At 33.4% G+C, this 24383-nt stretch carries 25 protein-coding genes; 23 read left to right on the forward strand and 2 right to left on the reverse strand.

Translation table 11 applies throughout. The features are described 5' to 3' along the window. The first annotated feature begins 4 nt into the window (after positions 1 to 4). The 23 genes from DarG (at position 5) to dusB (ending at position 23432) form a co-directional block, all read left to right on the forward strand. Positions 5 to 409: a flexirubin biosynthesis protein DarG gene (gene DarG / locus AAYQ05_RS01255; RefSeq protein ID WP_343540623.1), complete on the forward strand. Its 405-nt coding sequence runs from the start codon at positions 5 to 7 to the stop codon at positions 407 to 409. Further along, positions 410 to 1408 carry a BtrH-related acyltransferase DarH gene (darH, locus tag AAYQ05_RS01260; protein WP_343540625.1) on the forward strand — a complete coding sequence of 333 codons (999 nt, stop codon included), beginning with the start codon at positions 410 to 412 and terminating at the stop codon, positions 1406 to 1408. It abuts the gene before it with no gap. A gap of 63 nt (positions 1409 to 1471) precedes the next feature. After that, complete coding sequence (locus AAYQ05_RS01265; protein WP_008465897.1) at positions 1472 to 2170, forward strand: ABC transporter ATP-binding protein; 699 nt, start codon at positions 1472 to 1474, stop codon at positions 2168 to 2170. Beyond that, positions 2160 to 3443 (forward strand): ABC transporter permease, encoded by a 1284-nt coding sequence (locus tag AAYQ05_RS01270; RefSeq protein WP_343540627.1) that lies wholly within the window; start codon positions 2160 to 2162, stop codon positions 3441 to 3443. The genes AAYQ05_RS01265 and AAYQ05_RS01270 overlap by 11 nt, the downstream gene beginning before the upstream one ends. Continuing rightward, on the forward strand, positions 3418 to 3867 hold the full coding sequence (locus tag AAYQ05_RS01275) for an acyl-CoA thioesterase (RefSeq protein WP_343540629.1): 450 nt from the start codon (positions 3418 to 3420) through the stop codon (positions 3865 to 3867). The genes AAYQ05_RS01270 and AAYQ05_RS01275 overlap by 26 nt, the downstream gene beginning before the upstream one ends. 102 nt (positions 3868 to 3969) lie before the next feature. Continuing rightward, positions 3970 to 5121, forward strand: coding sequence for a beta-ketoacyl-[acyl-carrier-protein] synthase family protein (locus tag AAYQ05_RS01280; RefSeq protein WP_343540630.1), 1152 nt, complete (start codon positions 3970 to 3972; stop codon positions 5119 to 5121). A 79-nt stretch (positions 5122 to 5200) separates the two neighbouring features. After that, positions 5201 to 5818: a 3-oxoacyl-ACP synthase gene (locus AAYQ05_RS01285; RefSeq protein WP_343540631.1), complete on the forward strand. Its 618-nt coding sequence runs from the start codon at positions 5201 to 5203 to the stop codon at positions 5816 to 5818. A gap of 2 nt (positions 5819 to 5820) precedes the next feature. Continuing rightward, positions 5821 to 6078, forward strand: coding sequence for a phosphopantetheine-binding protein (locus tag AAYQ05_RS01290; protein ID WP_111378796.1), 258 nt, complete (start codon positions 5821 to 5823; stop codon positions 6076 to 6078). A gap of 118 nt (positions 6079 to 6196) precedes the next feature. Then, a complete protein-coding gene (locus AAYQ05_RS01295; RefSeq protein WP_343540632.1) occupies positions 6197 to 7393 on the forward strand; it encodes a beta-ketoacyl-[acyl-carrier-protein] synthase family protein in 1197 nt (398 codons plus the stop codon). Beyond that, complete coding sequence (locus AAYQ05_RS01300) at positions 7393 to 8454, forward strand: beta-ketoacyl synthase N-terminal-like domain-containing protein (RefSeq protein WP_343540633.1); 1062 nt, start codon at positions 7393 to 7395, stop codon at positions 8452 to 8454. Before AAYQ05_RS01295 ends, AAYQ05_RS01300 begins: the two co-directional genes overlap by 1 nt. A gap of 92 nt (positions 8455 to 8546) precedes the next feature. Further along, positions 8547 to 9236, forward strand: a complete 690-nt coding sequence (locus AAYQ05_RS01305) for a polysaccharide deacetylase family protein (RefSeq protein ID WP_343540634.1) — start codon at positions 8547 to 8549, stop codon at positions 9234 to 9236. A gap of 279 nt (positions 9237 to 9515) precedes the next feature. Further along, positions 9516 to 10142, forward strand: coding sequence for a flexirubin biosynthesis/transport protein LolA2 (gene lolA2, locus AAYQ05_RS01310; protein ID WP_343540636.1), 627 nt, complete (start codon positions 9516 to 9518; stop codon positions 10140 to 10142). Next, entirely contained in the window at positions 10108 to 10743 is a 636-nt protein-coding gene (gene lolB2, locus AAYQ05_RS01315; RefSeq protein WP_510727503.1) for a flexirubin biosynthesis protein LolB2, read from the forward strand. The genes lolA2 and lolB2 overlap by 35 nt, the downstream gene beginning before the upstream one ends. Positions 10744 to 10780: 37 nt before the next feature. Continuing rightward, entirely contained in the window at positions 10781 to 11377 is a 597-nt protein-coding gene (locus AAYQ05_RS01320) for a porin family protein (protein WP_343540639.1), read from the forward strand. A 2-nt stretch (positions 11378 to 11379) separates the two neighbouring features. Beyond that, positions 11380 to 11991: an outer membrane beta-barrel protein gene (locus AAYQ05_RS01325; protein WP_343540640.1), complete on the forward strand. Its 612-nt coding sequence runs from the start codon at positions 11380 to 11382 to the stop codon at positions 11989 to 11991. Positions 11992 to 11996: 5 nt separating this feature from the next. Further along, positions 11997 to 12368 carry an ApeI family dehydratase gene (locus AAYQ05_RS01330; RefSeq protein ID WP_177211467.1) on the forward strand — a complete coding sequence of 124 codons (372 nt, stop codon included), beginning with the start codon at positions 11997 to 11999 and terminating at the stop codon, positions 12366 to 12368. 2 nt (positions 12369 to 12370) lie between these two features. Continuing rightward, a complete protein-coding gene (locus AAYQ05_RS01335) occupies positions 12371 to 12856 on the forward strand; it encodes a hypothetical protein (RefSeq protein ID WP_343540642.1) in 486 nt (161 codons plus the stop codon). Positions 12857 to 12872: 16 nt separating this feature from the next. Beyond that, positions 12873 to 14042, forward strand: coding sequence for a DUF2062 domain-containing protein (locus AAYQ05_RS01340; RefSeq protein ID WP_343540644.1), 1170 nt, complete (start codon positions 12873 to 12875; stop codon positions 14040 to 14042). A gap of 95 nt (positions 14043 to 14137) precedes the next feature. After that, positions 14138 to 17815 carry a 1-acyl-sn-glycerol-3-phosphate acyltransferase gene (locus AAYQ05_RS01345; protein WP_343540646.1) on the forward strand — a complete coding sequence of 1226 codons (3678 nt, stop codon included), beginning with the start codon at positions 14138 to 14140 and terminating at the stop codon, positions 17813 to 17815. Beyond that, a complete protein-coding gene (locus tag AAYQ05_RS01350; protein WP_343540647.1) occupies positions 17812 to 19329 on the forward strand; it encodes a phytoene desaturase family protein in 1518 nt (505 codons plus the stop codon). Before AAYQ05_RS01345 ends, AAYQ05_RS01350 begins: the two co-directional genes overlap by 4 nt. Positions 19330 to 19336: 7 nt before the next feature. Continuing rightward, positions 19337 to 21001 carry a C45 family autoproteolytic acyltransferase/hydrolase gene (locus tag AAYQ05_RS01355; protein WP_343540649.1) on the forward strand — a complete coding sequence of 555 codons (1665 nt, stop codon included), beginning with the start codon at positions 19337 to 19339 and terminating at the stop codon, positions 20999 to 21001. Further along, entirely contained in the window at positions 20998 to 22293 is a 1296-nt protein-coding gene (gene flxY, locus AAYQ05_RS01360; RefSeq protein ID WP_343540651.1) for a flexirubin biosynthesis putative acyl-CoA ligase FlxY, read from the forward strand. Before AAYQ05_RS01355 ends, flxY begins: the two co-directional genes overlap by 4 nt. Positions 22294 to 22439: 146 nt before the next feature. After that, the gene (dusB, locus tag AAYQ05_RS01365; RefSeq protein WP_281634404.1) at positions 22440 to 23432 is read left to right on the forward strand and encodes a tRNA dihydrouridine synthase DusB; all 993 of its coding nucleotides are present in this window, start codon (positions 22440 to 22442) and stop codon (positions 23430 to 23432) included. A gap of 101 nt (positions 23433 to 23533) precedes the next feature. Here dusB and AAYQ05_RS01370 read toward each other — a convergent pair whose 3' ends face one another. Together AAYQ05_RS01370 and AAYQ05_RS01375 are read right to left on the reverse strand one after the other, a co-directional pair. Then, positions 23534 to 23752, reverse strand: a complete 219-nt coding sequence (locus tag AAYQ05_RS01370; protein WP_343540653.1) for a hypothetical protein — start codon at positions 23750 to 23752, stop codon at positions 23534 to 23536. Between the two features lie 82 nt (positions 23753 to 23834). Beyond that, complete coding sequence (locus AAYQ05_RS01375) at positions 23835 to 24314, reverse strand: DUF6934 family protein (RefSeq protein ID WP_343540654.1); 480 nt, start codon at positions 24312 to 24314, stop codon at positions 23835 to 23837. Positions 24315 to 24383: the final 69 nt, after the last annotated feature.

The raw sequence follows: 24383 nt of genomic DNA on the forward strand, positions 1-24383 counted from the left end.
GGTAATGGAAAAAGATCAAGTACCTCAGGATCAAAGTAACTTAACTAAGAATAATGTAAAAGAGCTTTTATACGCAACTGATGAAAATGGCAATTATACCACAACATTAAGTACAGGCTGGGAACCTAAAACAATAGCACTTTCAAATTCTATTGATGAAATAAACGAACGAATTGCCGATGCCAAACAACAGGTTTTAAATGGCGAAGCAAGTCCGATTGTATATTTTATGGAAGCCAATAAAATGGATCTTAACATATTATCAAGTTATGTTGGGTTTTGGAAATGGCGCGTAAAAAGACATTTTAAGCCTAGTGTTTTTGCCAAACTAAACGATAAAATCCTGAAAAAATATGCCGATACTTTTGGAGTATCAATCGAAGAATTAAAAAACAGCATTACCAAATAAATGGAATTAACTTTCACACATCATCAGTCTGCTCATTGCGAGAATGGAGTAGCGTCGAATCTGCTAAAAAATAGCGGACTAAACATTAGCGAACCGATGGTTTTTGGTATTGGCTCTGGATTGTTTTTTGTATATCTGCCTTTTATAAAAGTGAATCATGCACCAGCAATCAGTTATAGAACTTTGCCTGGACAGATTTTCAATAAAGTGGCCAACCGATTAAATTTAAAAATAAAAAGACAAAAATTTTCTTCTATAGCAAATGCCAATAAAGCATTAGACGAAAATTTAAAAAACAATATTCCAACAGGATTACAAGTTGGCGTTTACAATTTAAGTTATTTCCCAGACGAATATCGTTTTCATTTCAACGCGCACAATTTAGTCGTTTACGGAAAAACTGAAACCGAGTATTTAGTGAGCGATCCAGTAATGGAAACCGTTACGACCTTAACTTATGAAGACATGAATAAAGTACGTTTTGCCAAAGGAGCTTTTGCACCTCGCGGACAAATGTACTATCCTATTCAGATTCCAAAAGATGTTGATTTAAAAAGCGCCATCATAAAAGGAATCAAAAATACGTGCAGAGATATGCTCGCGCCAATGCCAATTGTTGGTGTTCGCGGCGTCAAAATGGTTTCTCGCCAGATTCGTAAATGGCCTGCAAAACATGGCGTTAGAAAAGCCAATCATTACTTGGCGCAAATGGTTCGCATGCAGGAAGAAATTGGAACTGGTGGTGGTGGTTTCCGTTTTATTTATGCGGCATTTTTACAGGAAGCTTCGGTTATTTTGGTTAACGAAGAACTGAAAGTACTTTCTAAAGAAATGACACAAATTGGAGATTCATGGCGTGATTTTGCTGTTGAAGCTTCAAGAATTTACAAAAACAGAAGTGCCAAAGAAGACGCCTACAACACTATTGCCGATGAACTTTTGGACATTGCCAATAGAGAAGAAATCTTTTTCAAAAAACTAAAAAAAGCGATCAGCTAAAACACTATTTTGCAATCTATCATTCAAATAGAATCCCTTTCTAAAAAGTACAAAAATGCAGAAATGTATTCTTTGAACAACGTTTCGCTAAATATAAATGAAGGTCAGATTTTTGGCTTGCTTGGTCCAAACGGTGCAGGGAAAACCACTTTGATTTCCATGCTATGCGGATTGGTAAAACCAACTTCGGGACATTTTACAATTGATGGTTTAGACTATCAGCATCATGCTTCAAAAATTAAAAAAATCATAGGCGTTGTTCCTCAAGAATATGCTTTGTATCCAACTTTGACGGCAAGAGAAAATCTGCTTTATTTTGGAAGTATGTATGGTTTAAAAGGTTCTGATTTAAAAGATAAAGTAATCGAAACGCTAGATCTTTTAGGTTTATTGAAATTTGCCGATAAACAAGTTCAGACTTTTTCTGGCGGAATGAAACGCCGTGTCAACCTGATTGCAGGAATCCTTCATAATCCGAAAGTTTTGTTTTTGGATGAACCAACAGTTGGTGTCGATGTGCATTCTAAAACTGCTATTATCGATTATTTGAAAGTGTTGAACCAAAACGGAACGACCATTATTTATACTTCGCATCATTTGGCCGAAGCCGAAGATTTTTGTTCTCAAATTGCGATTTTAGATCAAGGACAGATTTACGCACAAGCAACTCCGTCGGCATTAATTGAGTCTACAAAAGATGCTCGAAATCTCGAAGATGTTTTTATTTCATTAACTGGTAAAGCGTTGAGAGATGATATATAAAATTTGGATGTCGGTAGTAAAAGAATTCCTTTTGCTAAAAAGAGATTTAGGCGGATTGATTATTTTATTTATCATGCCTTTGGTTTTGGTAATTGCCGTAACCTTAATTCAAGACAGTACTTTTAAAGCCGTAACCGATTCTAAACTTCAGATTCTTTTGGTCGATAAAGACCACGGATCTGTTTCTAAAACGGTTTTTGAAAATTTAGAAAAAAGCAAATATTTTACCGTTGTAACCCAAATTGACAATAAACCAATTACCGAAGAAATTGCCAAAGAAAATGTCTACAAAGGAAAATTTCAACTAGCGATTGTAATTCCAAAAAACCTAAGTTCAGATTTGCAGGAAAAAGTAAATCAGAATGTAGAGAAAATCGTGAGCAATTTAGGTTTGACCGATAGTACAACGGCTGCCGAACCTCAGCTCGTTATTAAAGAAAAAGAAGTAAAACTATATTTTGATCCAGCGGTGCAGATGAGTTTCAAAAATGCCGTGATGAGTTCGATCGACAAAATGATTTCGCAGATTGAAACCAAATCAATTTACAGCACTTTTCAAAAACAATTAGGAGAAGAAACCATCGATTTTGAACAAAAGAACTTTATTACTTTCAAAGAAATAATTCCAAGAATCAACAACAAAGAAGTTCGTCCCAATTCGGTTCAACATAACGTGCCGGCTTGGACACTTTTTGCGATATTTTTTATTGTCATTCCGTTATCTATCAATATTGTAAAAGAAAAATCGCAAGGAACTTTTGTCCGATTAAGAACTAATCCTGTTTCTAATCTGGTTGTTATTATTGGAAAAACCATCACCTACTCTATCATTTGTATGATTCAGTTTTATATGATGGTTGCTGTTGCGGTATTCTTATTTCCATCCATCGGATTGCCTTCTTTAAATATCGAAGGTCATTTCTTGCTGACAAGTGTAGTGGCATTATTTTCAGGTTTTGCAGCAATCGGCTTCGGAATTTTATTAGGAACTGTGGCGAGCACGCAAGAACAATCTGCTCCATTTGGTGCTACAAGTGTGATCATTCTAGCAGCAATTGGCGGTGTTTGGGTTCCTGTTTTTGCCATGCCAAAAATCATGCAATATATCGCAAAATCATCTCCAATGAACTGGGGATTAGAAGCTTTTTACGATGTATTGCTTCGAAACGTTTCTTTCGTCGAAATCATACCAAGAATAAGTTTATTATTTTTGTTTTTCATTATTACCACTTCCATCGCATTATTTTATGATAAAAAGAAAAGAGCAGTTTAAAGAAGCTACAGATCTAACCGTTTCGCACGAAATTAGGATTCGTTTTAACGAAACAGATCCGCTTGGAATTGTTTGGCATGGCAATTACATTACGTATTTCGAAGATGGACGTGAAGCATTTGGGCGCCAGCACGGACTTACGTATCTGGATATTGCCAAAACGGGTTATACAACGCCAATTGTAAAATCGACTTGCGAACATAAATTGTCTTTGCGTTATGGTGATGTGGTAACAATTGAAACCACTGTTGTTGACACTCCCGCAGCCAAAATGATTTACCGTTTTAAAATTATTGACGACAAAGGAGAAGTGGCCTGCACTGGCGAAACGACTCAGGTTTTTTTAGATACAGCAGGAAATTTAATGCTGACTAATCCTCCTTTTTATGAGGAATGGAAACGAAAAGTTGGGTTGTTGAAGTAGCCACGAATTTCACAAATTTTCACGAATTAAAAATTGTAAAATCGGAATCTGCTTAATCTGCCAAATCTGCGAGCAAAAATTTCACGAAATTAAAATCATAAAATGTCAAGAGAAATATACATCACCGAAACGAATTGCATCACGCCTTTAGGTTTTGATGTTGAATCTAATATCAGCGCCATTCTTCGCGGTGAATCTGGAATTCAGCTTCATAACGATGTTTCTTTGATGACGAATCCGTTTTATGCTTCGATTATTTCTGATGAAAAAATAAACAATGCTTTTGCAAAAATTAGCACTGAAACAAAATATTCCCGTTTAGAGAAAATGATGATTTTAGCTTTAGAGCCGATTATCAAAAAATCAGGAGTTGAGTTAAACTCAAAAACGGCTTTTATACTTTCTACCACAAAAGGAAATGTTACCGCTTTGGCAAATGATTCTGAGGAAAGTTTCAACAACGCACATTTAGATGTTTTAGCAAAAAACATTGCCGATTTCTTCAAGTTTCAAACTCAGCCAATTGTGGTTTCGAATGCTTGCGTTTCTGGAATTTTAGCCGTTTCTGTTGCCAAAAGAATGATTCAATCTGAACTTTACGATACTATTTTTCTAGTGGCTGGAGATGAAGTTTCAGAATTTGTTTTGTCTGGTTTTAATGCATTTCAAGCTATGAGCGAGCAACCTTGCAAACCATATTCTAAAAACAGAACCGGAGTAAGTTTAGGCGAAGCGACAGCGGCAGTTTTAATTTCGGCGGAAGCCAAAAATGCTAAAATAAAAGTAATTGGCGACAGTTCGATAAACGATGCGAATCATATTTCTGGACCTTCAAGAACAGGTGAAGGTTTGTTCAGAAGTATTCAGAATGCTTTGAAAGAAGCTCAAATTGAAGCCAACAAATTAGATTATATCTCAGCACACGGAACCGCAACTCCTTACAACGACGAAATGGAAGCAATTGCTCTAACTCGTTTAGATTTACAAAATGTTCCTGTAAATAGTTTAAAAGGATTTTACGGCCATACACTTGGCGCTTCGGGATTATTGGAAACGGTAATTGCCATAGAATCTGCCAACCAAAATAAACTTTTTGAATCGAAAGGTTTTGATGAAATTGGGGTTAGTGAAGCTATCAATGTTATTGAGAAAAACGAAGAAAAGAAAATTGATTATTTTCTGAAAACAGCTTCTGGATTTGGAGGTTGTAATACGGCGGTGGTTTTTGAGAAAGTAAAACACAAATTGCACTAATTTTCACGAATTAATTAGTGTCATTTAAACCCAATCAAAATCTGTGTTAATTCGTGAAATTAGTGTTTAAATTAAAACAATGACTCAAAACAAAACCTACATACAATCCTATATCACAATTCAAAACAACGAAATTGTTTTGAACGGAACTTCTATTTTCAAAATTGAACCGACTGATTTTGCTGATTTCTCGAAACAAGCCTATCGTAATTTTGAAATGCAATATCCAAAGTTTTTCAAAATGGATGCTTTAAGTAAGCTGGCTTTTTTAGGATCAGAATTGCTTTTGAGTCCGATAACCTCAACAGAGCAGGAAAATAATATTGCTTTGGTTTTGGCTAATAAATCGTCGAGTTTAGATACCGATGTAAAGTATCAAGAATCTATTTCAGACAAAGAAAACTATTATCCGAGTCCGGCGGTCTTTGTTTATACGCTGCCAAATATTTGTTTGGGCGAAATAAGTATCCGTCATCAGCTGAAAAGTGAAAATTCTTTCTTTATATTTGACACCTTTAACACCGAATTTATGTCGAATTATTCGAATATTCTTCTGAATACAAATAAAGCAGATGTGGTTTTGTGCGGTTGGGTAGAATATTTTAACGACAATTATCAAGCTTTTTTATGTACAATTAGTACAGAAGAAAATGCAAAATATACAAACGAGACTATCAATACATTATACAATAAATAATCATGGAAGCATTAAAAGAAGAATTAAAAAATAAAATCATAACAACTTTAAACCTTGAAGATATTGCAGTAGAAGATATTGCTGATAACGATCCTTTGTTTGGAGATGGTTTAGGTTTAGACTCGATTGATGCACTTGAATTGATCGTGATTTTAGATAAAGATTACGGAATTAAATTAGTAGATCCGAAAGAAGGAAAATCTATTTTCCAGTCTATCGAAACTATGGCAGCGTACATTAGCGCGAACAGAACAAAGTAAGACTGCTTAGACTGGCTTAGATTTTTAGACTTCTTAGACAAGAATTAAAAAGTCCAACAATCTAAGAAGTCTGGAATCTAAGCAAGTCTAAAATTCTAACAATCTAAGAAGTCCAAAAATGAAAGGTGTTGCAATAACGGGAATGGGAATTATCTCTGCGATTGGTAATTCGGTTGAGGAAAATTATATTTCCTTGATTGAAAACAAAATCGGTGTTTCTCGTATTCAAAATATTTCGACTGTTCATGCAGATGTTATCAAAGTTGGCGAAATCAAAAAAACCAACGAAGATCTTGTTGATGAACTGAAATTAAATGAGGATAATAATTTCTCCAGAACCGCTATGATTGGCACTTTGGCAGCAAAGCAAGCTGTTGAAAATGCTGGCATTACCGATATAAATGAATTTAGAACGGGACTTATTTCGGCTACAAGCGTGGGCGGAATGGACATGACGGAAAGACATTATTACGATTATTTCGAAAAACCAGAATTGACCAAGTACATTACTTGCCACGATGGCGGCGATGTTGCCGAAAAAATTGCTGAAGAATTAGGTTTAAAAGGAATGGTTACAACTATTTCTACGGCTTGTTCATCTGCAGCAAATTCAATTATGCTGGGTGCGAGATTAATCAAAACGGGAAAATTGGATCGCGTAATTGTGGGCGGAGCCGATGCTTTGGCAAAATTCACCATCAACGGATTTAAGACTTTGATGATTTTGTCTGACGATTACAACAAACCTTTTGACAACACCAGAAAAGGATTGAATCTTGGAGAAGCTGCCGCTTTTTTAGTTTTAGAATCGGATGAAATTGTAGCCAAACAAAATAAAAAAGTGCTCGCAAGAGTTTCAGGTTACGGAAATGCTAATGACGCTTATCACCAAACTGCTTCTTCAGAAAATGGAGACGGCGCTTATTTGGCCATGAAAAAAGCGTTTGAAGTTTCAGGTTTAAAACCTTCTGAAATTGATTACATCAACGTTCACGGAACTGCAACTCCAAACAACGATTTGTCTGAGGGAAGAGCTTTGCTTCGAATTTATGAAAATGAAAAAGTTCCAGATTTCAGTTCTACAAAACCTTTTACGGGACATACATTAGCGGCTGCAGCTGCGATTGAGGCCGTTTATAGTATTTTGGCAATTCAGAATAATGTAGTTTATCCAAATTTGAATTTTGAAGTTCCGATGGAAGAATTTGATTTGAAACCGCAGACAACTTTAAAAAATAAAACTATCGAGCACGTTTTATCCAACTCTTTTGGTTTTGGAGGAAACTGTTCAACCCTTATATTTTCAAAAAGCTAATGACGAAGACATATATAAATGGAGTAGGCTGTATTTCGACTCAAAAAACATTTGATACTGTTTTTTTGGAAGAAGCTGTTGTAAATCATGAAGAAAATGTACTGGCAATTGTTCCGCCAGTATACAAAGAATATATTTCTCCTGCTGCCAGCCGACGCATGGCAAAAGGTGTAAAAAACGGAATCGTAGCTTCGGCTTTGGCTATGAAAGACGCCAATATTGAAAAAGTCGATGCGATTATTACTGGAACTGGTTTAGGTTGCATCGAAGATTCTGAAAAATTCCTGAAAAGTATTTTAGATAATAACGAAGAGTTTTTGACTCCGACTTCTTTCATTCAATCTACTCACAATACCGTTGGTGCACAGATTGCACTTTTGCAGCAATGTAAAGGTTATAATTTTACGTATGTCAATGGTGCGGTTTCTTTTGAATCGGCTCTTATTGATGCTAAAATGCAGATTGAAGAAGCTGAAGCCAATTCAATTTTAGTAGGCGGTGTTGATGAAAATGGAGAATATACCACTTCGCTTTTTAAACTAAACGGTCGTATTAAAGCTGATAATACTGCTCCGTACGGCGTTTTAAATTCTACAACAAGCGGTGCTGTTTATGGCGAAGGTGCTAGTTTTTTTGTTTTAGAAAATGAAAGAAAAGAAAACACTTATGCAGAACTTCTAGATGTTTCTATTGTAAATACTCTGGAAGAAAATGAACTTGAAGCAGCAATTGTTTCGTTCTTAAAATCAAATAATTTAGAAATTTCGGCTATAGATGCCGTAGTTTTAGGTTTTGACGGAAATGTCGATTTTGAGAATTATTATAGAAATCTTGCTGAAAATACATTTGCTCAAACTCCGATTTTATATTACAAACATTTGAGCGGCGAATACGATACGGCTTCTGCTTTTGCTTTTTGGATGGCTTCTAAAATTTTGAAAACTCAGGAAATTCCTGAAATCGTAAAAGTAAATGCGGTCGAAAAATCAAGCTACAAAACGATTTTATTATACAACCAATTAAACGGAAAAAATCATAGTTTTACGTTACTGTCAAAATGATAACGCATAAAAACATATCATTGTTTTTTATTTTTTTATTGGTTCTGATAAATGTTCTAAACTTTTATTTGACAATAAATTTTCTGTGGTTTTTGGGAATAATTATAATCTGGATTGGAATAAATGCTTTTGGCTCTTCCAGAATTTCATCCAATTATCATGTAAAAGCTTTCTGCAATAATCCGTTAGAAACAGAAAAAAAAATCGCTTTAACTTTTGATGACGGACCAAGTGAATTTACTTTGGAAGTTTTAGAGCTTCTGAAAAAATACAATGCCAAAGCGACTTTTTTCTGCATTGGAAAAAACATCGAAACACATCCTGAAATTCTCCAAAAAGTGATTGATGAAGGGCACTTGGTTGGAAATCATTCCTACTCGCATTCTAAGTTTTTCGATTTTTATAATGCTGATAAAATAAGAGAGGAAATTCAGAAGACAGATAGGCTTCTGGAAAAATTCACTTCCAGAAAAATCAACTTTTTTCGTCCGCCTTACGGAGTTACAACGCCTTCTATCCGAAGAGCTTTAAAAGTAACCGGACATAAAACGATTGGCTGGAATATTCGTTCGCTTGATGGAGGAACCAAAAATCAAGACTTAATTTTCAATCGACTCATTAAACATATTTCTCCCGGAGGAATTGTACTTTTGCATGATACTAGAAAACATTCTGTTTTGGTACTGGAACAGTTTTTGCAATTTTTACAGCAAAATAATTATGACGTGATTTCTGTTGAAGAATTACTGAAACTTAATGCTTATGAAATTGAACGCGGATAAAACAGATTCGCTTGCGCGAAAACGCGGATAAAAACGGATTTTTAATTTAAATTTTAACATATAGAACCATAGATTTAGGATGCTTAAAAAAAGGCGTTTCACTTATTTAAATACACATAGGGCTATGTGTTAGAAACCTGTTTCTTTTTTATATTCTTTTACACATAAAAACCTATGTCTCTATGTGTTTGATAAAATTTACAAGTATTCAATAAATAGTAATCTGTGGAAATCATTTTAATCTGTGGCAAAAAAATTAAAGCACATTTTTGAAAAAATATGAAAACTAAAATAGCACTACTCATTCTATTTATTTCAGGCAATTTGTTCGCGCAGGAACAAAAAATGACCGATGCCGAAATTGCATCTTTTAAACAAGATGTAAATGTGGTAGCCAAAAAAATCAAAACCTTAAGTACCGATTTTGTTCAGTACAAACATTTAGATTTTTTATCGAAAGACATTGAAACTTCTGGAAAAATGGTTTTTAAGGAACCAGCTTTGCTTCAATGGCAATATAAAAAACCATACAATTATAGCATTACTTTCAAAAACGGAAAAATCCTGATTAACGACGAAGGAAAGAAAAGTGCTGTTGATATTGGAAACAGTAAAATCTTTGCCCGAATTAATAAATTAATTGTGGGTAGCGTAAGCGGAAATATGTTTGACGATAAAGAATTTACGATTTCGTATTTTAAATTGAAAGGTCAGAATCTGGCAAAATTTATTCCGAAAGATGCGACGCTGAAAAAATACATCAAACAAATTGAACTGACTTTTGACAAAGAAGAAGCAACAGTTGTTCAGGTAAAATTGTTAGAATCATCTGAAGATTATACTCGAATTGTACTTAAAAATAAAGTGATCAATGCAAAAATCGACGATTCAGTTTTTACTAATTAATTGCTTTCTGGTAATTGTTTTAATTTCTTGTGGCTCGATCACAAAAAATTATATGCCTAAAAAATTAGACAAAACGTCTTATACCGTTCCGTATTTTTCAGACTCAAAAACCGATTATGTTTATAAAACCAACATCAGTGTTTACGGAAATGAATTGTCTGGAATTTTCATTGCCAAGAAAATAAATGACACTACGCATCGAATAGTTTTTACAACCGAATTCGGAAATAAATTAATGGATTTTGAAATCTCAGATACCGATTTTAAAGTCAATTCTATTGTATCAGAATTAGATCGAAAAATCTTGATTAATACTTTAAAAGAAGATTTTAGATTGCTTTTAAAGAAAGAATATTTGATTCAAGAGCAATTCGAAAATGAATCGGCAGACATATATAAATCGGCAGATGGCAAACGTGACAATTATATTTTCATCTCCAAAAAAGATCAGAAATTAGAAAAGATCGTTCATGCTTCTCAAACAAAAGAAAAATTTACACTGTTTTTCAGTTCAGAAAACAATATTTTTGCCGAAAAGATTCAGATAATTCATCAGAATATTAAATTGAAAATTGAGCTGAATTATTTCAAATCAGAATAAAAACTTAAACTAATCCTAAACTTAAACCAAGCCCAAAATGAGAAAATTTGTTTTAATTGCATTTGTTTTATTAATCGGAATGCAAACAGAAGCGCAAGTAAAAGTTAGTCCAGGACTAAGAGGTGGTTTGAATGTATCAACACTAACAAATATTGATGACAATAGTTCTAAAACAGATTTCTATGTTGGTGGATTGGTAAATATTAAATTCAATAAATTTTTCTCGGTTCAACCAGAGCTAAATTATTCAAGACAAGGTGATGAAGGAAGATATTTTGAAAACGGCCGTTATTATTCTGAAAAGTATGAGTTGAATTATATAACACTGGGTGCAGTTGCAAAATTTAACTTTGGAGGTGGAGGTTTTCATCTATTGGCTGGACCTTCTCTAGATTTAAAAGTTAGTGATAATTATGTAAATACTAACCCAGAAGATTTTGATCTTTCATTTGTTGGAGGTGTTGGTTATACTTTGCCAAATGGTTTAACTTTTGAAGCTCGACTTAAACAAGGATTAATTGATATTTATGGTTATAATGGATATGATTATGACGATAATGGATATTACTATAATGATGTAATCTTAAATCAAGTTTTCCAAATCGGAATTAGTTATACATTTAAAACAAAATAAAAATGAATAAAAGAATATTCTTCTTTATTGCTGTTTTTTTCTTGGTTTTAAATATACAAGCCCAAGTAAGTGTAAAGCCAGGTTTAAGAGCTGGATTTAGTTTTTCGACGATTTCTGAAATGCACGCCGATTATAAAACCGATTTTTATGCTGGTGGTTTTACAGAAATTAAGATAACCAAAATTTACGCTCTTCAGCCTGAGATTAATTACACCAGACAAGGTTCTAATAATGTTGCGCGAAATTATTTTGATGAAAATACACAGACCAATAAAGTGGAGCATTTAGATCTGGACATAAACTATTTGTCTCTTTCTATGATAAATAAGTTTACGCTGCCACAAGGAATTCAGTTTCAAGCAGGACCAACATTAGATATTTTACTAAATGATAATCTTGCAGTTAGAAAAGCACAAAATGATCTTGGTTTGGTTTTAGGAGTTGCTTATGCCTTGCCTTCTGGTTTAACATTTGAAGCACGATTCAAAAAAGGATTGCTTGATATTTTAAGCAGCGATTATTATCAAAATGACTCCAATAATTATTATTTATTTGGAGATTATAACACGAATATTAATTTTCAATTAGGGGTTTCCTATTCATTTGGAAAATAAAAAATATGATTTTACAAGATTTTTATAAAATACTATCAGAAGAAAAAGTATCTGATTCGAAATATACGATTACAATTTTAGTCAATGAGAAACATGAGGTTTTTAAAGGGCATTTCCCTGGAAATCCTATTATGCCTGGTGTTTGCATGATTCAGATTATCAAAGAACTTACAGAATCGATTACCAAAAGTTCGCTGATGATTCAGTCTTTAGCAAATGTAAAATTCATGGCGCTGATTAATCCGGAAGTTACTCCAGAATTACGATTGGAACTGGATGTTACCACAACGGAAGACGATTTAGTAAAAGTGAAAAACACGACTTACTTTAACGACACAACTGCTCTTAAATTGAGCACGGTGTACAAAAAAATATAATTATGAAACTGTTACTGACATTACTTTTATGGGTGAATTTTGCTGGAACGCCAGATTTGGCTTCAATCCGAAAAATGTATTCTGATGTAGCAAAATCAGAAAGCAATGCCAAAGAGTTTGTAGCCAAACTTGCAGGTGTTTCAAGCAATGATGATAAAATTTTGGTAGCGTACAAAGCCGCTTCTATTTTATTGGATTCTAAATTTGAAAAAAAATTAACCCAGAAAATGGATCGTTTCAAAGAAGGTGCAAAATTACTTGAGGCAACAATAAAAAGTGATCCAAGCAATATTGAAATGCGAATGATCCGATTGAGTGTTCAGGAAGATGTTCCTGGTATTACAGGCTATAAGAAAAACATTAAAGAAGATAAAAAATTCATAACGACCTATTATGCTTCGCAAAGCGCGGCTTTGAAAGATTATCTTAAAGACTTTGTTTTACAATCTAAAAGTTTCTCCGAAAAAGAGAAGCAATTTGTAAAGTAAGCTCAAAAAACTCCTCATGAAATCACAGCAAGAATTACTCAGTTCGACTAACTTTTGCGTTATTGTACCCACTTACAATAACCAAAAAACACTGAAAAAAGTACTGGATTCTATTTTAGATTTCACCACAAATATCATTATTGTCAATGACGGTTCAACCGATTCTACGAGCGAAATTTTAAAATCATATTCGCAGCTGACTCAAATTCATCATCCTAAAAATTTAGGAAAAGGACGGGCGCTTAGAAACGGATTTAGAAAAGCATTGGAATTTGATTTTGAATACGCCATTACAATCGATTCTGACGGTCAGCATTTTGCTGCAGATATTCCTGTTTTTTTGGAAGCAATTCAAGATGAGCCTAACACTCTTTTGATTGGAAGCCGAAATATGACTCAGGAAAATGTGCCGAAGAAAAGCAGTTTTGGAAACAAATTTTCTAATTTCTGGTTCAAGTTTGAAACTGGAATCAAGTTAGACGACACACAATCCGGATTTAGATTGTATCCTTTACGTTTACTTCCAAAACGTTTTTATACCAATAAATTTGAGTTTGAAATCGAAGTTATCGTGCGTGCGGCATGGAAAGGAATTGTGGTGAAAAATATTCCGATTCAGGTTTTATACGATCCTGCCGAAAGGGTTTCGCATTTTCGACCGTTTCAAGATTTTACCCGAATCAGTATTTTAAATACGGTTTTGGTGACCAATGCATTGCTGTATATAAAGCCGAGAGATTTTTTTAGAAGAGCTAAAAAAAAAGGTTTTAAAAAATTCTTTCTAGAAGATATTTTAGAAAGCAACGATTCTAATTTTAAAAAATCAGCCGCCATTGCTCTAGGTATTTTTATCGGACTTTCACCTTTTTGGGGATTTCAGACTATATTACTTTTTACCTTTGCTGCTTTGTTTAGACTCAACAAAGTCATTGCTTATCTTACTTCAAATGTAAGTTTTCCGCCTTTTATTCCGTTTATTATTTATGCTTCGCTTCAAGTTGGAAGTGTTTTCGTGTCCAGTGATGCGCCGTTAGTTTTAGACAGTTCGATTACACTTGACGATATTCAAAAAAATGCTACACAATATATCGTAGGAAGTCTTATTTTAGCAACCGTTTCAGCGCTATCAGTTGGTCTTATAAGTTATTTGCTTTTAACGGCTTTTACCAAGAAACGCATCGAATAAAAATCTATTTATTTTCGCCACGAATTTCACCAATTAACACAAATTAATTCGTGGAAATTTGTGAAATTCGTGGCAAAAAACTTTATAAAACAATCATGCATCAATACTTCTACGCCATTCATTTATTTGTAAACCGAAGAAAATCTCTTTCGGTTTTTTTGGCTGTTTTGATGCTTCTAGTTTTTGGATTTTTCGCTTCAAGATTAAAATTTGAAGAAGACATTACCAAACTTATTCCAACAAACGACAAAACCGATGTTACTGCCAAAGTCTTAAAACAATTAAACTTTGCCGATAAAACCACCGTAATTTTTAGCTTGGATAAAAATGGTTCTGCCGAGGATTTGAAAGAAATGGCAACTATATTTTCAGACAGCGTTTCTAAATCCTGTAAACCTTACATAACCGGAATTCAAGGAAAAATTGATGAAGAAAACATTCAGGAAACTATCGATTTTGTTTACAATAATCTGCCGCTTTTTCTAGATGATAAAGATTATTTGGCTATTGAGAAGAAACTTCAAAAAGACAGTATTGCAGCAACCGTTCAAGGAAATTACAAATCGATTATTTCTCCTTCGGGATTTATAACCAAAGATTTTATTCTGCAAGATCCATTTGGGATTTCTTTTATTGCTCTAAAAAAATTACAGCAATTAAATATTGGTGATGATTTTACGCTCGAAAATGGTTTTGTAATGACAAAGGATAAAAAGAAATTACTGCTTTTTATCACTTCAAATATTCCGTCAAGCGAAACAGAAAAAAATACCATTTTTGCTGAAAAACTGAAATCGATTCAGGAAAATCTAAATACACAATTTAAAGGAAAAACGTCTATCAGTTATTTTGGTTCTGCTTTAATTGCCGTTGCTAATGCCAATCAGATTAAAGGAGATATTATTTTGACGACATCCATTGCGATGTTTACTTTAATGCTGATTCTTATTTTATTTTATCGCAAAGTCTTAATTCCGCTTATTATTTTTCTGCCAACCATTTATGGAGGTCTATTTGCGGTTGCCTTTTTATATTTTGTAAGAGAACAAATCTCAGCAATTTCATTAGGAATTGGTTCTATTTTATTGGGAATTACAATTGATTATTCTATCCATATTCTCACACACTACAAACATAATAGCGATGTAAAAACGTTGTACAAAGACATTACGATGCCTGTCATCATGAGTAGTTCTACAACCGCTGTTGCTTTTTTATGTCTGCTTTTTGTAAAATCGGATGCACTGAATGACCTCGGAATTTTTGCTGCTGTTATCGTTATGGCAACTGGCGTTTTCTCGCTTTTAATTGTTCCGCATTTGTATAAACCAAAAGAAAATCCGGCAGAACACAAAAAGAATGTGATCGATAAAATGGCTCATTTTTCTTTTCACAATAATAAAATCTTAATCGGACTTTGTGTTATCATTACCATTATCTGCTGTTTTACTTACAATGATGTTGGTTTCAATAACGATTTATCTCAGCTGAATTTTATTCCGAAAGAAATCAAAGCTGCCGAAAAACAGCTGGAAGAAAGTACAAGTTTAACTTCCAAAACGATTTATGTCGCTTCTTACGGAAAAACCATGGAAGAAGCTTTACAGCACAATAGTAAACTTTTTGATGATTTATCTAAGGAGAAAAACCAGGATAAAATTTTAAATTTCAGTTCAGTTGGCGGAATTGTTCTTTCGCAACAAGCTCAAATTGAAAAAATTAAAAAATGGAATTCATTCTGGACTTCACAAAAAAAAGAATTCATAAAATCAGAATTAATTGCTGAAGGTTCAAAGCTTGGCTTTAAACCCACAACATACAATCTGTTTTTTGATCATTTAGATTTCAATTTCAAACCTGTTTCTGCAGCTGAATTTCTAAAAATTAAAGCGCTCCAGTTACAAGAATTCATAACCGAAAAAAATGGTTTTTATACTATTTCAACTTTAGTAAAAGTATCGCCTGAGCAACGAGATGTTTTTGTAAAATCGGCTTCCGCAAAAGAAAACATAATTGCGATTGATCGTCAGCAGATGAACGAAACGTTTTTTAGCACTTTAAAAACCGATTTTAATTCGCTGGTAAATTATTCATTTGTTGCTGTAATTTTAATTCTATTTTTCTTTTTCCGAAGAATCGAATTAGTAATCATAAGCTGTATTCCAATTGCATTAACGGGAATTGTGACCGCTGGAATTATGGGCATTTTTGGCATTCAAATGAATATTTTCAGTATGATTGTCTGCACCTTGATTTTTGGTCACGGAGTCGATTTCAGTATCTTCATGACTAGTGCCTTGCAAAAAGAATATACCAATGGCGTTAACGAAATTGCCATTTATAGAACATCAATTATTCTAGCAGTTATCACTACAATCTTAGGAATCGGTGCAATGATTTTTGCCAAACATCCTGCTCTTACTTCCATTTCGCTGGTTTCATTAATCGGGGTTTTTGCTGCGCTGATTATTACATTTATTTTCTATCCGATTTTATTCAAACTGTTTTTATCGAATCGCCCGAAAAAAGGAAATCCGCCTTTTCAGTTAAGAACTTTTATTCATGGTGTAATTTCATTTGCTTATTATGGTTTGGGCGGCATCGTCATGTCGATTTTCAGTTTCACCATTATGCCGATTTTGCCTTTCAGCAAAAAATCAAAAATGAAAGCTTTTCGATATGTGATTTCAAAATTTATGAAATCGGTATTGTATTCAAACCCATTTATTCGCAAAAAAGTCGTTAATAATTTCAATGAAACATTCGAGAAACCAGCCGTAATTATCGCTAATCACTCTTCGTTTTTAGACATTTTAGCAATCGGAATGCTGAGTCCGAAAATCATTTTCTTAGTGAGCGACTGGGTTTACAACTCTCCTATTTTTGGTGGTGTTGTGAGAAAAGCAGGTTTTTACCCAGTTTCTGAAGGTCTTGAAGGTGGTGTTGAACATTTGCGAAAAAAAATAGAACAAGGCTATTCGCTAATGGTTTTCCCAGAAGGAACACGCTCAGAAAGTAATGTTATAAAAAGATTCCATAAAGGTGCTTTTTTCCTTGCCGAAGAATTTAAAATTGACATTATTCCGGTTGTTATTCACGGTGCTTCAGAACTAATTCCAAAAGGTGATTTTGTCATTCACCACGGAAAATTGACGGTTACGATTTTAGAAAGAATTGCTCCAGATGATCTATCGTTCGGAAATAATTATGCCGAAAGAACCAAGCAAATCAGTTCGTTTTTTAAATCAGAATATCGCAAAATTAGACAAGAACTTGAAGGTCCAGATTATTTCAAAACAATGTTAATCAACAGTTATGATTACAAAGAAATTGAAATTGGACAAAGCGTAAAAAAAGATTTGAAACAGAATCTCGAAACATATTACAGCTTAAATAAACACATTCAGACAAAAGCAAAAATACTCCATTTAGGAAGCGATTACGGGCAATTGGATGTTTTATTGGCTTTGCAGGAACCACAGCGAAAAATATTTTCTTTTATAAATGATGAAGAAAAATTATTAGTAGCAAAAACGAATTATATTGTTTCAAAGAGAAAAATAGTTTACCTCGATCAATTAGATTCAGCAACTGAAAATCATTACGATATTCTTTTAGTTTCTGACGAAAGCTATCACGATGAAATCGAAAAATTAATTCAAAACGTTTCTTTTATAATTTTAGTCAATTGTTCTCGTTTAAAAAGTGAGTTTGAGAATTTTGAAATTGTTTCTGAAGAAAATGCTTTACTAGTTTTAAAGAAAAAAGGATGAAAAAACAATACGATGTAGTTATAATTGGCAGCGGTTTAGGCGGATTAGTTTCTGCTGTTATTCTGGCAAAAGAAGGCTACAGCGTTTGTGTACTCGAAAAAAACAATCAATATGGCGGAAATCTTCAGACTTTCGTAAGAGATAAAACCATTTTTGATACAGGAATTCATTATATCGGAGGTTTAGACGAAGGCCAAAATCTTCATCAATATTTCAAATATATTGGAATAATGGATCATTTGAATCTGAAAAAATTGGACGAAAATGGTTTTGATATTATTTCTTTTGATGATGATAAAACCGAATATCCGCATGCACAGGGTTTCGAAAATTTCATTCAGCAACTGACAAAATACTTTCCTGAAGAAAAAGAAAATCTCGAACAATACTGCCAGAAAATAAAAACGGTCTGCAAAGCATTTCCGCTTTATAATCTAGAATCAGAAGGAAAATATGACGATGAAATTTTAGCGCTTAACGCGAAAGAAACTATTGATTCGTTTATTGAAAATGAAAAACTGAAAGCGGTTTTAGCTGGTTCTAATTTTCTTTATGCCGGGATTCCAGATAAATCTCCTTTTTACGTTCATGCGCTTGTAATCAATTCATACATCGAAAGTTCATGGCGTTGCGTAAATGGTGGAAGTCAGATTACAAAACAATTGCTAAAACAGCTTAAAAAATATGGTGGAGAGTTTTTCAAACATAAAGAAGTCACTAAAATTGAAGTCGAAAACCAAAAGGTAAATTCGGTACAAATGAAAGACGGAACCGAAGTTTCTGGAACGTATTTTATTTCGAACATCGAACCAAAAACGACTTTGAAAATGGCGGGTCAGGAAAATTTCAGAAAACCATTTTTCAATAGAATTCAAAATCTAGAAAACGTACTTTCTGCTTTCAGTCTGTATATCGTTTTTAGACCCAAAACTTTCAAATACATCAATCACAATTATTATCATTTTAAAAGTGCCGAAGATGTTTGGACCGCCTATGATTATGACGAAAATTCATGGCCAAAAACTTTTATGGCTTCTATGAATCCTTCAAAAAAAGACGAAGAATGGGCAGACGGAATGACGTTTTTGACTTATATGAAATATGATGATGTTAAAGCTTGGGAAAACACTTTCAATACCACTTTTGAAGAAAATGATCGAGGGGAAAGTTATGAGAATTTCAAAGCTAAAAAAGCAACCCAATTTTTAGAAGAAATAGAGAAAAAGTTTCCTGGGATAAAAGATTGCATTAAATCGGTTCATACCTCTACACCACTTTCTTATCGTGATTATATTGGCGGAAACGGCGGAAATATGTACGGATATGTTAAAGATTCTAATAATCCAATGAAAACTTTAATTCCGACTAAAACTAAGGTAGAAAATCTTTATCTTACAGGCCAAAGTATTAACATGCATGGTGTCTTAGGAGTTACGGTTGGAGCGGTTATAACCTGCTCAGAAATTGTAGGAAAAGAATATTTGCTGGAAAAAATTAAAAAAGCATCTGAATAATTGAATCATGAAAAGCCGAATTTTTTATTTCTTACTTATCGGTTTTTTAAGCTTGATGACTTCCTGCGGTACTTCAAAATCAAAAAAACATATTCCAGATATCGCTGCTTTTAATTCGACAAAACCTGTTGTTGAAAAAATATCAGACAGTATTTTTCTCTCTGGAAAAAATTCGCTTTTAAAAAACAAACAAGGCCTTTGGGAATTATATGTAGAAGGCGATCCGCTCGAAATCGGACTTTCGACTGGTGCTTTGACAGATTCACTTTTACACAAACAGCAACGCATTTTTTTCTCGAAAATAACCGATTTAATTCCGTCAAAATTCCAGCAGAAAATGCTTCGTCAGTTTTTAAAATGGTACAATCGAAAATTGTATCTGAATGTTCCTGACGAATATCAGACTGAAATTTATGGCGTTTCTCAATATACTTCGAACGACTTTGATAATATCGCACCGCAATATCAGCGCGGTTTGTACTTACATGCTGCACACGATATTGGACACGCTTTACAGGATTTAGCATTGGTTGGCTGTTCTTCTTTTGCGGCTTGGAACGAAAAGTCGGAGGATGGAAATTTAATTTTGGCTCGAAATTTTGATTTTTATGTGAATGACGCTTTCGCGGAAAACAAAATCGCAGCCTTTATTAAACCAAAAGAAGGATATCCGTTTATGATGGTCACTTGGCCAGGAATGATTGGCGCTGTTTCTGGAATGAATTACGAAGGATTGACTGTAACCATAAATGCATCAAAATCTAAAATTCCGTTGAGTGCTAAAACTCCGATTTCTATTTTAACTCGCGAAATTTTACAGCATGCCAAAAATCTTGACGAAGCCATCGCTATTGCAAAAAAAAGAAAAGTCTTTGTTTCTGAATCAATTATGGTTGGAAGCGCCAATGACAACAAAGCCATTTTAATTGAAGTTTCTCCAGATAAAATGGACGTTTATGATGTTCCAAACAGCGATCAATTAATTTGTTCCAATCATTTTCAAGGAGAAGCTTTCAAAGAAGACAAACGAAATCTGGAACAAATTGCCAATAGTCATTCTGAATATCGTTACGAAAGAATGCAGGAATTGCTGTCTGAAAATCCGAAAGTAAATCCTGAGATTGCATCAGAAATTCTTCGAAATAAAGACGGTTTAAAAAACATTTCTTTAGGATATGGAAATGAAAAAGCACTCAATCAATTGCTAGCGCATCACGGAATTATCTTTAAACCAAAAGAAAAATTAGTCTGGGTTTCGGCAAATCCGTTTCAATTAGGCGAATTTGTCTGTTATGATTTAGATTCAATTTTTGGTGGAAATCAGAATCACATAAAATCTTTCCAAAAAGAAAATCTGAATATTGCCAAAGATCCTTTCTTAAAAACAACTGCCTTTGAGAATTTTAAAAAATTTAAAATCGAAGATCACAAAATAGATTCGATTATAAATAAGAAAGAAACTGTTTCTTCAGAATTTCTTCAGCATTATCAAGCATTAAACCCAGATTATTGGGTTGTATATTATAAGACAGGATTGTACTTTTACCAAAAAAAGGAATTTCTTCAGGCAAAGCTTAATTTTGAAAAAGCTTTGAGTCACGAAATCACTACAGTTCCTCAAAAAGAAGAGATTGAAAAATATTTAAAAAAAGTCAAAAGAAAATTACAATGATTCCAGCAATAGAAAAAGATTCTTTAGAAGAAATTAAAATTTTTCAAGAAAAAAAATTAGCCGAACTTTTATCTTACATCAGTGAGAATTCTCCTTTTTATAAAAGACTTTTTGCAGGACAGAATATTGATATTTCGAAAGTTAAAACACTGGAAGATTTACAGCATTTGCCTGTTACCACCAAAGAAGATTTACAGCAATATAATGATGATTTTTTGTGTGTTCCGCAACATAAAATTATAGATTATGCTTCGACGTCTGGAACTTTAGGAGATCCCGTTACTTTTGGTTTAACCGATTCTGACTTGGATCGATTGGCTTATAATGAAGCCATTTCGTTTGCCTGCGCTGGAATTGCAGAAGGCGATGTAGTGCAATTGATGACGACAATTGACCGAAAATTTATGGCTGGTTTGGCTTATTTTTTAGGTCTTAGAAAATTGAAAGTTGGCGTAATTCGAGTTGGTGCAGGAATTCCAGAAATGCAATGGGATTCTATTCTAAAATACAATCCGAGTTATTTAATTACAGTTCCCTCTTTTCTTTTGAAATTAATTGAATATGCCGAAATGCATGGAATCGATTATAATAATTCGAGCATAAAAGGTGCTATTTGTATTGGAGAATCTTTGAGAGAACAGGATTTTTCAATGAATATTCTATCGAAAAAGATTACCGATAAATGGAATATCAAGTTGTTTTCGACTTATGCTTCTACCGAAATGAGCACTGCTTTTACAGAATGCGAACACGGAAAAGGCGGACACCATCATCCAGAATTGATCATTGTAGAAGTTTTAGACGAAAATAATCAGCCAGTAAAAAATGGAGAAACTGGAGAGCTGACTTTTACTACTTTAGGAATTGAAGCTATGCCTTTATTACGTTTTAAAACGGGCGACATGGTTCAGTTTCATGATGAGCCTTGTGCTTGCGGAAGAAACACTTTACGTGTTGGTCCAGTTGTTGGCCGTAAAAAGCAAATGATCAAATATAAAGGAACAACGCTTTATCCGCCTGCGATGAACGATGTTTTGAGCAGTTTTGATAATATCGAAAATCACCTTATCGAAATCTCTACCAATGATTTAGGAACAGATGAAATCTTGATTAAAATTGCCGTTAAAAATCAAACTCCAGAATTTTTACAAGAAATAAAAGATCATTTTAGAGCCAAATTAAGAGTGACTCCAAAAATAGAATTTGCCTCAAAAGAAGTTTTGAATCCGTTGGTTTTTAATCCAATGAGCCGAAAACCAATTCGATTTTTTGATTATAGAACTTCGTTCTAAGTTGCTAAGATACTGAGAATCTAAGACTCTAAGTTTTTCTTTTTAAAAAATTAAACAAGAATAAAAAACTCAGAACCTTAGCATCTTAGAAGCTTAGAATCTTTTTAATTGAACTAAATGTTGTAATTTTGCAAAAAATTACGAAGATGGTCAAGATTGGCAACATAGAATTACCCGAATTTCCTTTATTACTCGCACCGATGGAAGACGTTAGTGATCCGCCGTTTCGCAGATTATGCAAAACGCATGGCGCTGACATGATGTATTCTGAATTTATTTCGTCGGAAGGATTAATTCGTGACGCTATAAAAAGCCGCATGAAGCTGGATATTTTTGATTACGAACGCCCTGTTGGAATTCAGATTTTTGGTGGTGATGAAGAAGCAATGGAAATGTCATCTAAAATCGTTTCAACGGTAAAACCAGATTTAGTGGATATCAATTTTGGATGTCCAGTAAAAAAGGTAGTTTGCCGTGGTGCAGGTGCAGGAGTTTTAAAAGATGTTGATTTGATGGTTCGTTTAACGAAAGCGGTTATCAAAGGAACTGATTTGCCTGTTACGGTAAAAACACGTTTAGGCTGGGATGATAACTCAATTAATATTGATGAAGTTGCTGAAAGACTTCAGGATATTGGTGTTCAAGCTTTAACTATTCACGCGAGAACTCGTGCTCAAATGTATAAAGGCCATTCTGACTGGTCGCATATTGCGCGTGTAAAAAATAATCCAAGAATTACAATGCCTATTTTCGGAAACGGAGATATTGACAGCCCAGAAAAAGCATTAAAATATAAAAACGAATACGGAATTGACGGGATCATGATTGGCCGTGCCGCGATTGGTTATCCGTGGATTTTTAATGAAATCAAACACTATTTCAAGACGGGTGAACACTTACCTGCTCCAACGGTTATTGATCGTGTTGAAGCCGCTAGAAATCATTTAATGTGGTCTATGGAATGGAAAGGCGAGCGTTTAGGAATTGTTGAAATGCGACGTCATTATACCAATTATTTCAAAGGAATCCATTCTTTCAAAGAGTTCAAACAAAAACTGGTTACGACTGATGCTCCCGAAGATTTATTCGCTATTATGAAAGAGATTGAAGAGGTTTATGCTGGTTATGAGTTTGTTTAAAATATAATTCTGTGTCAAGGTTTTGAAGCTCTGGCAGAGGAATTGAAAAAGCCCTTCAAAAAATTGAAGGGCTTTTTTAGTTTATATAGTCTAAAATTATTTTAAATGTTTGTTAGAGAATTTCTTTTGGCCAAATCTATAGCTGATTTTAACTCTGAAAAGAATAATTCTGCTTCTTTTTCATTTCGAATTGATTTAGTCAAATTATCAATATTAGTTGATTCTTTAGAATCTCTGCATTCTATAATACTCTTTTCAGAAGCAGATGCTAAAGCAATTTCCTGAATTTTATTAATCTTATTTTGAATAGAATCTTTCATAAAGCAAATTTAAACATTATTGATTTAAATTAAACATATAATATCTATAAAGATCATTCGTTTTTCTTTGAAAATCAAAAGGTTATGGTTTTGGCTTAAAAAATGCCAACCCATTATTATCTAATTCAATTGTTCCATTTCGAAGTAGTCTAACATACCAATCTACTCCGATAATCACTAAAAAATCTTTCAAATTTTTATAATTATATCTAAACATTCTATGATATAGATTTGCTCGTAAATCATCTGAACCATCAATACCAATTGAAATATGAGGATTGTTTTTTAAGAAAGTTATCGAAAACAAAATGATTGTCGAAAACACTTTATTACTATCCTTATGTTTAAGATTTATTGAATCATTTATTTTCCCGTTTACATTATTAAATGGACCAAATGCCAAATTATAAACATTCGGCAATAAAGATTCTGCTATGTTTGTAAACTTAACCTTAAGTTGAATTATTGTATCATTCTTTAATAAAGATTCAAAAATATATTGATCAAAATTGGGGCTTACATAAGTAGCTTCAAATGTATCTTCTAAATTAATTTTAATCATAAAATATTAAATTTGGTCAAAATATAAAAAAACAAATTTAATATAATTTTCTTACAAATTGTTTGGTTT

The organism is Flavobacterium movens, from assembly GCF_039581425.1.
In the GTDB taxonomy this organism is placed as follows: domain Bacteria; phylum Bacteroidota; class Bacteroidia; order Flavobacteriales; family Flavobacteriaceae; genus Flavobacterium; species Flavobacterium luteolum.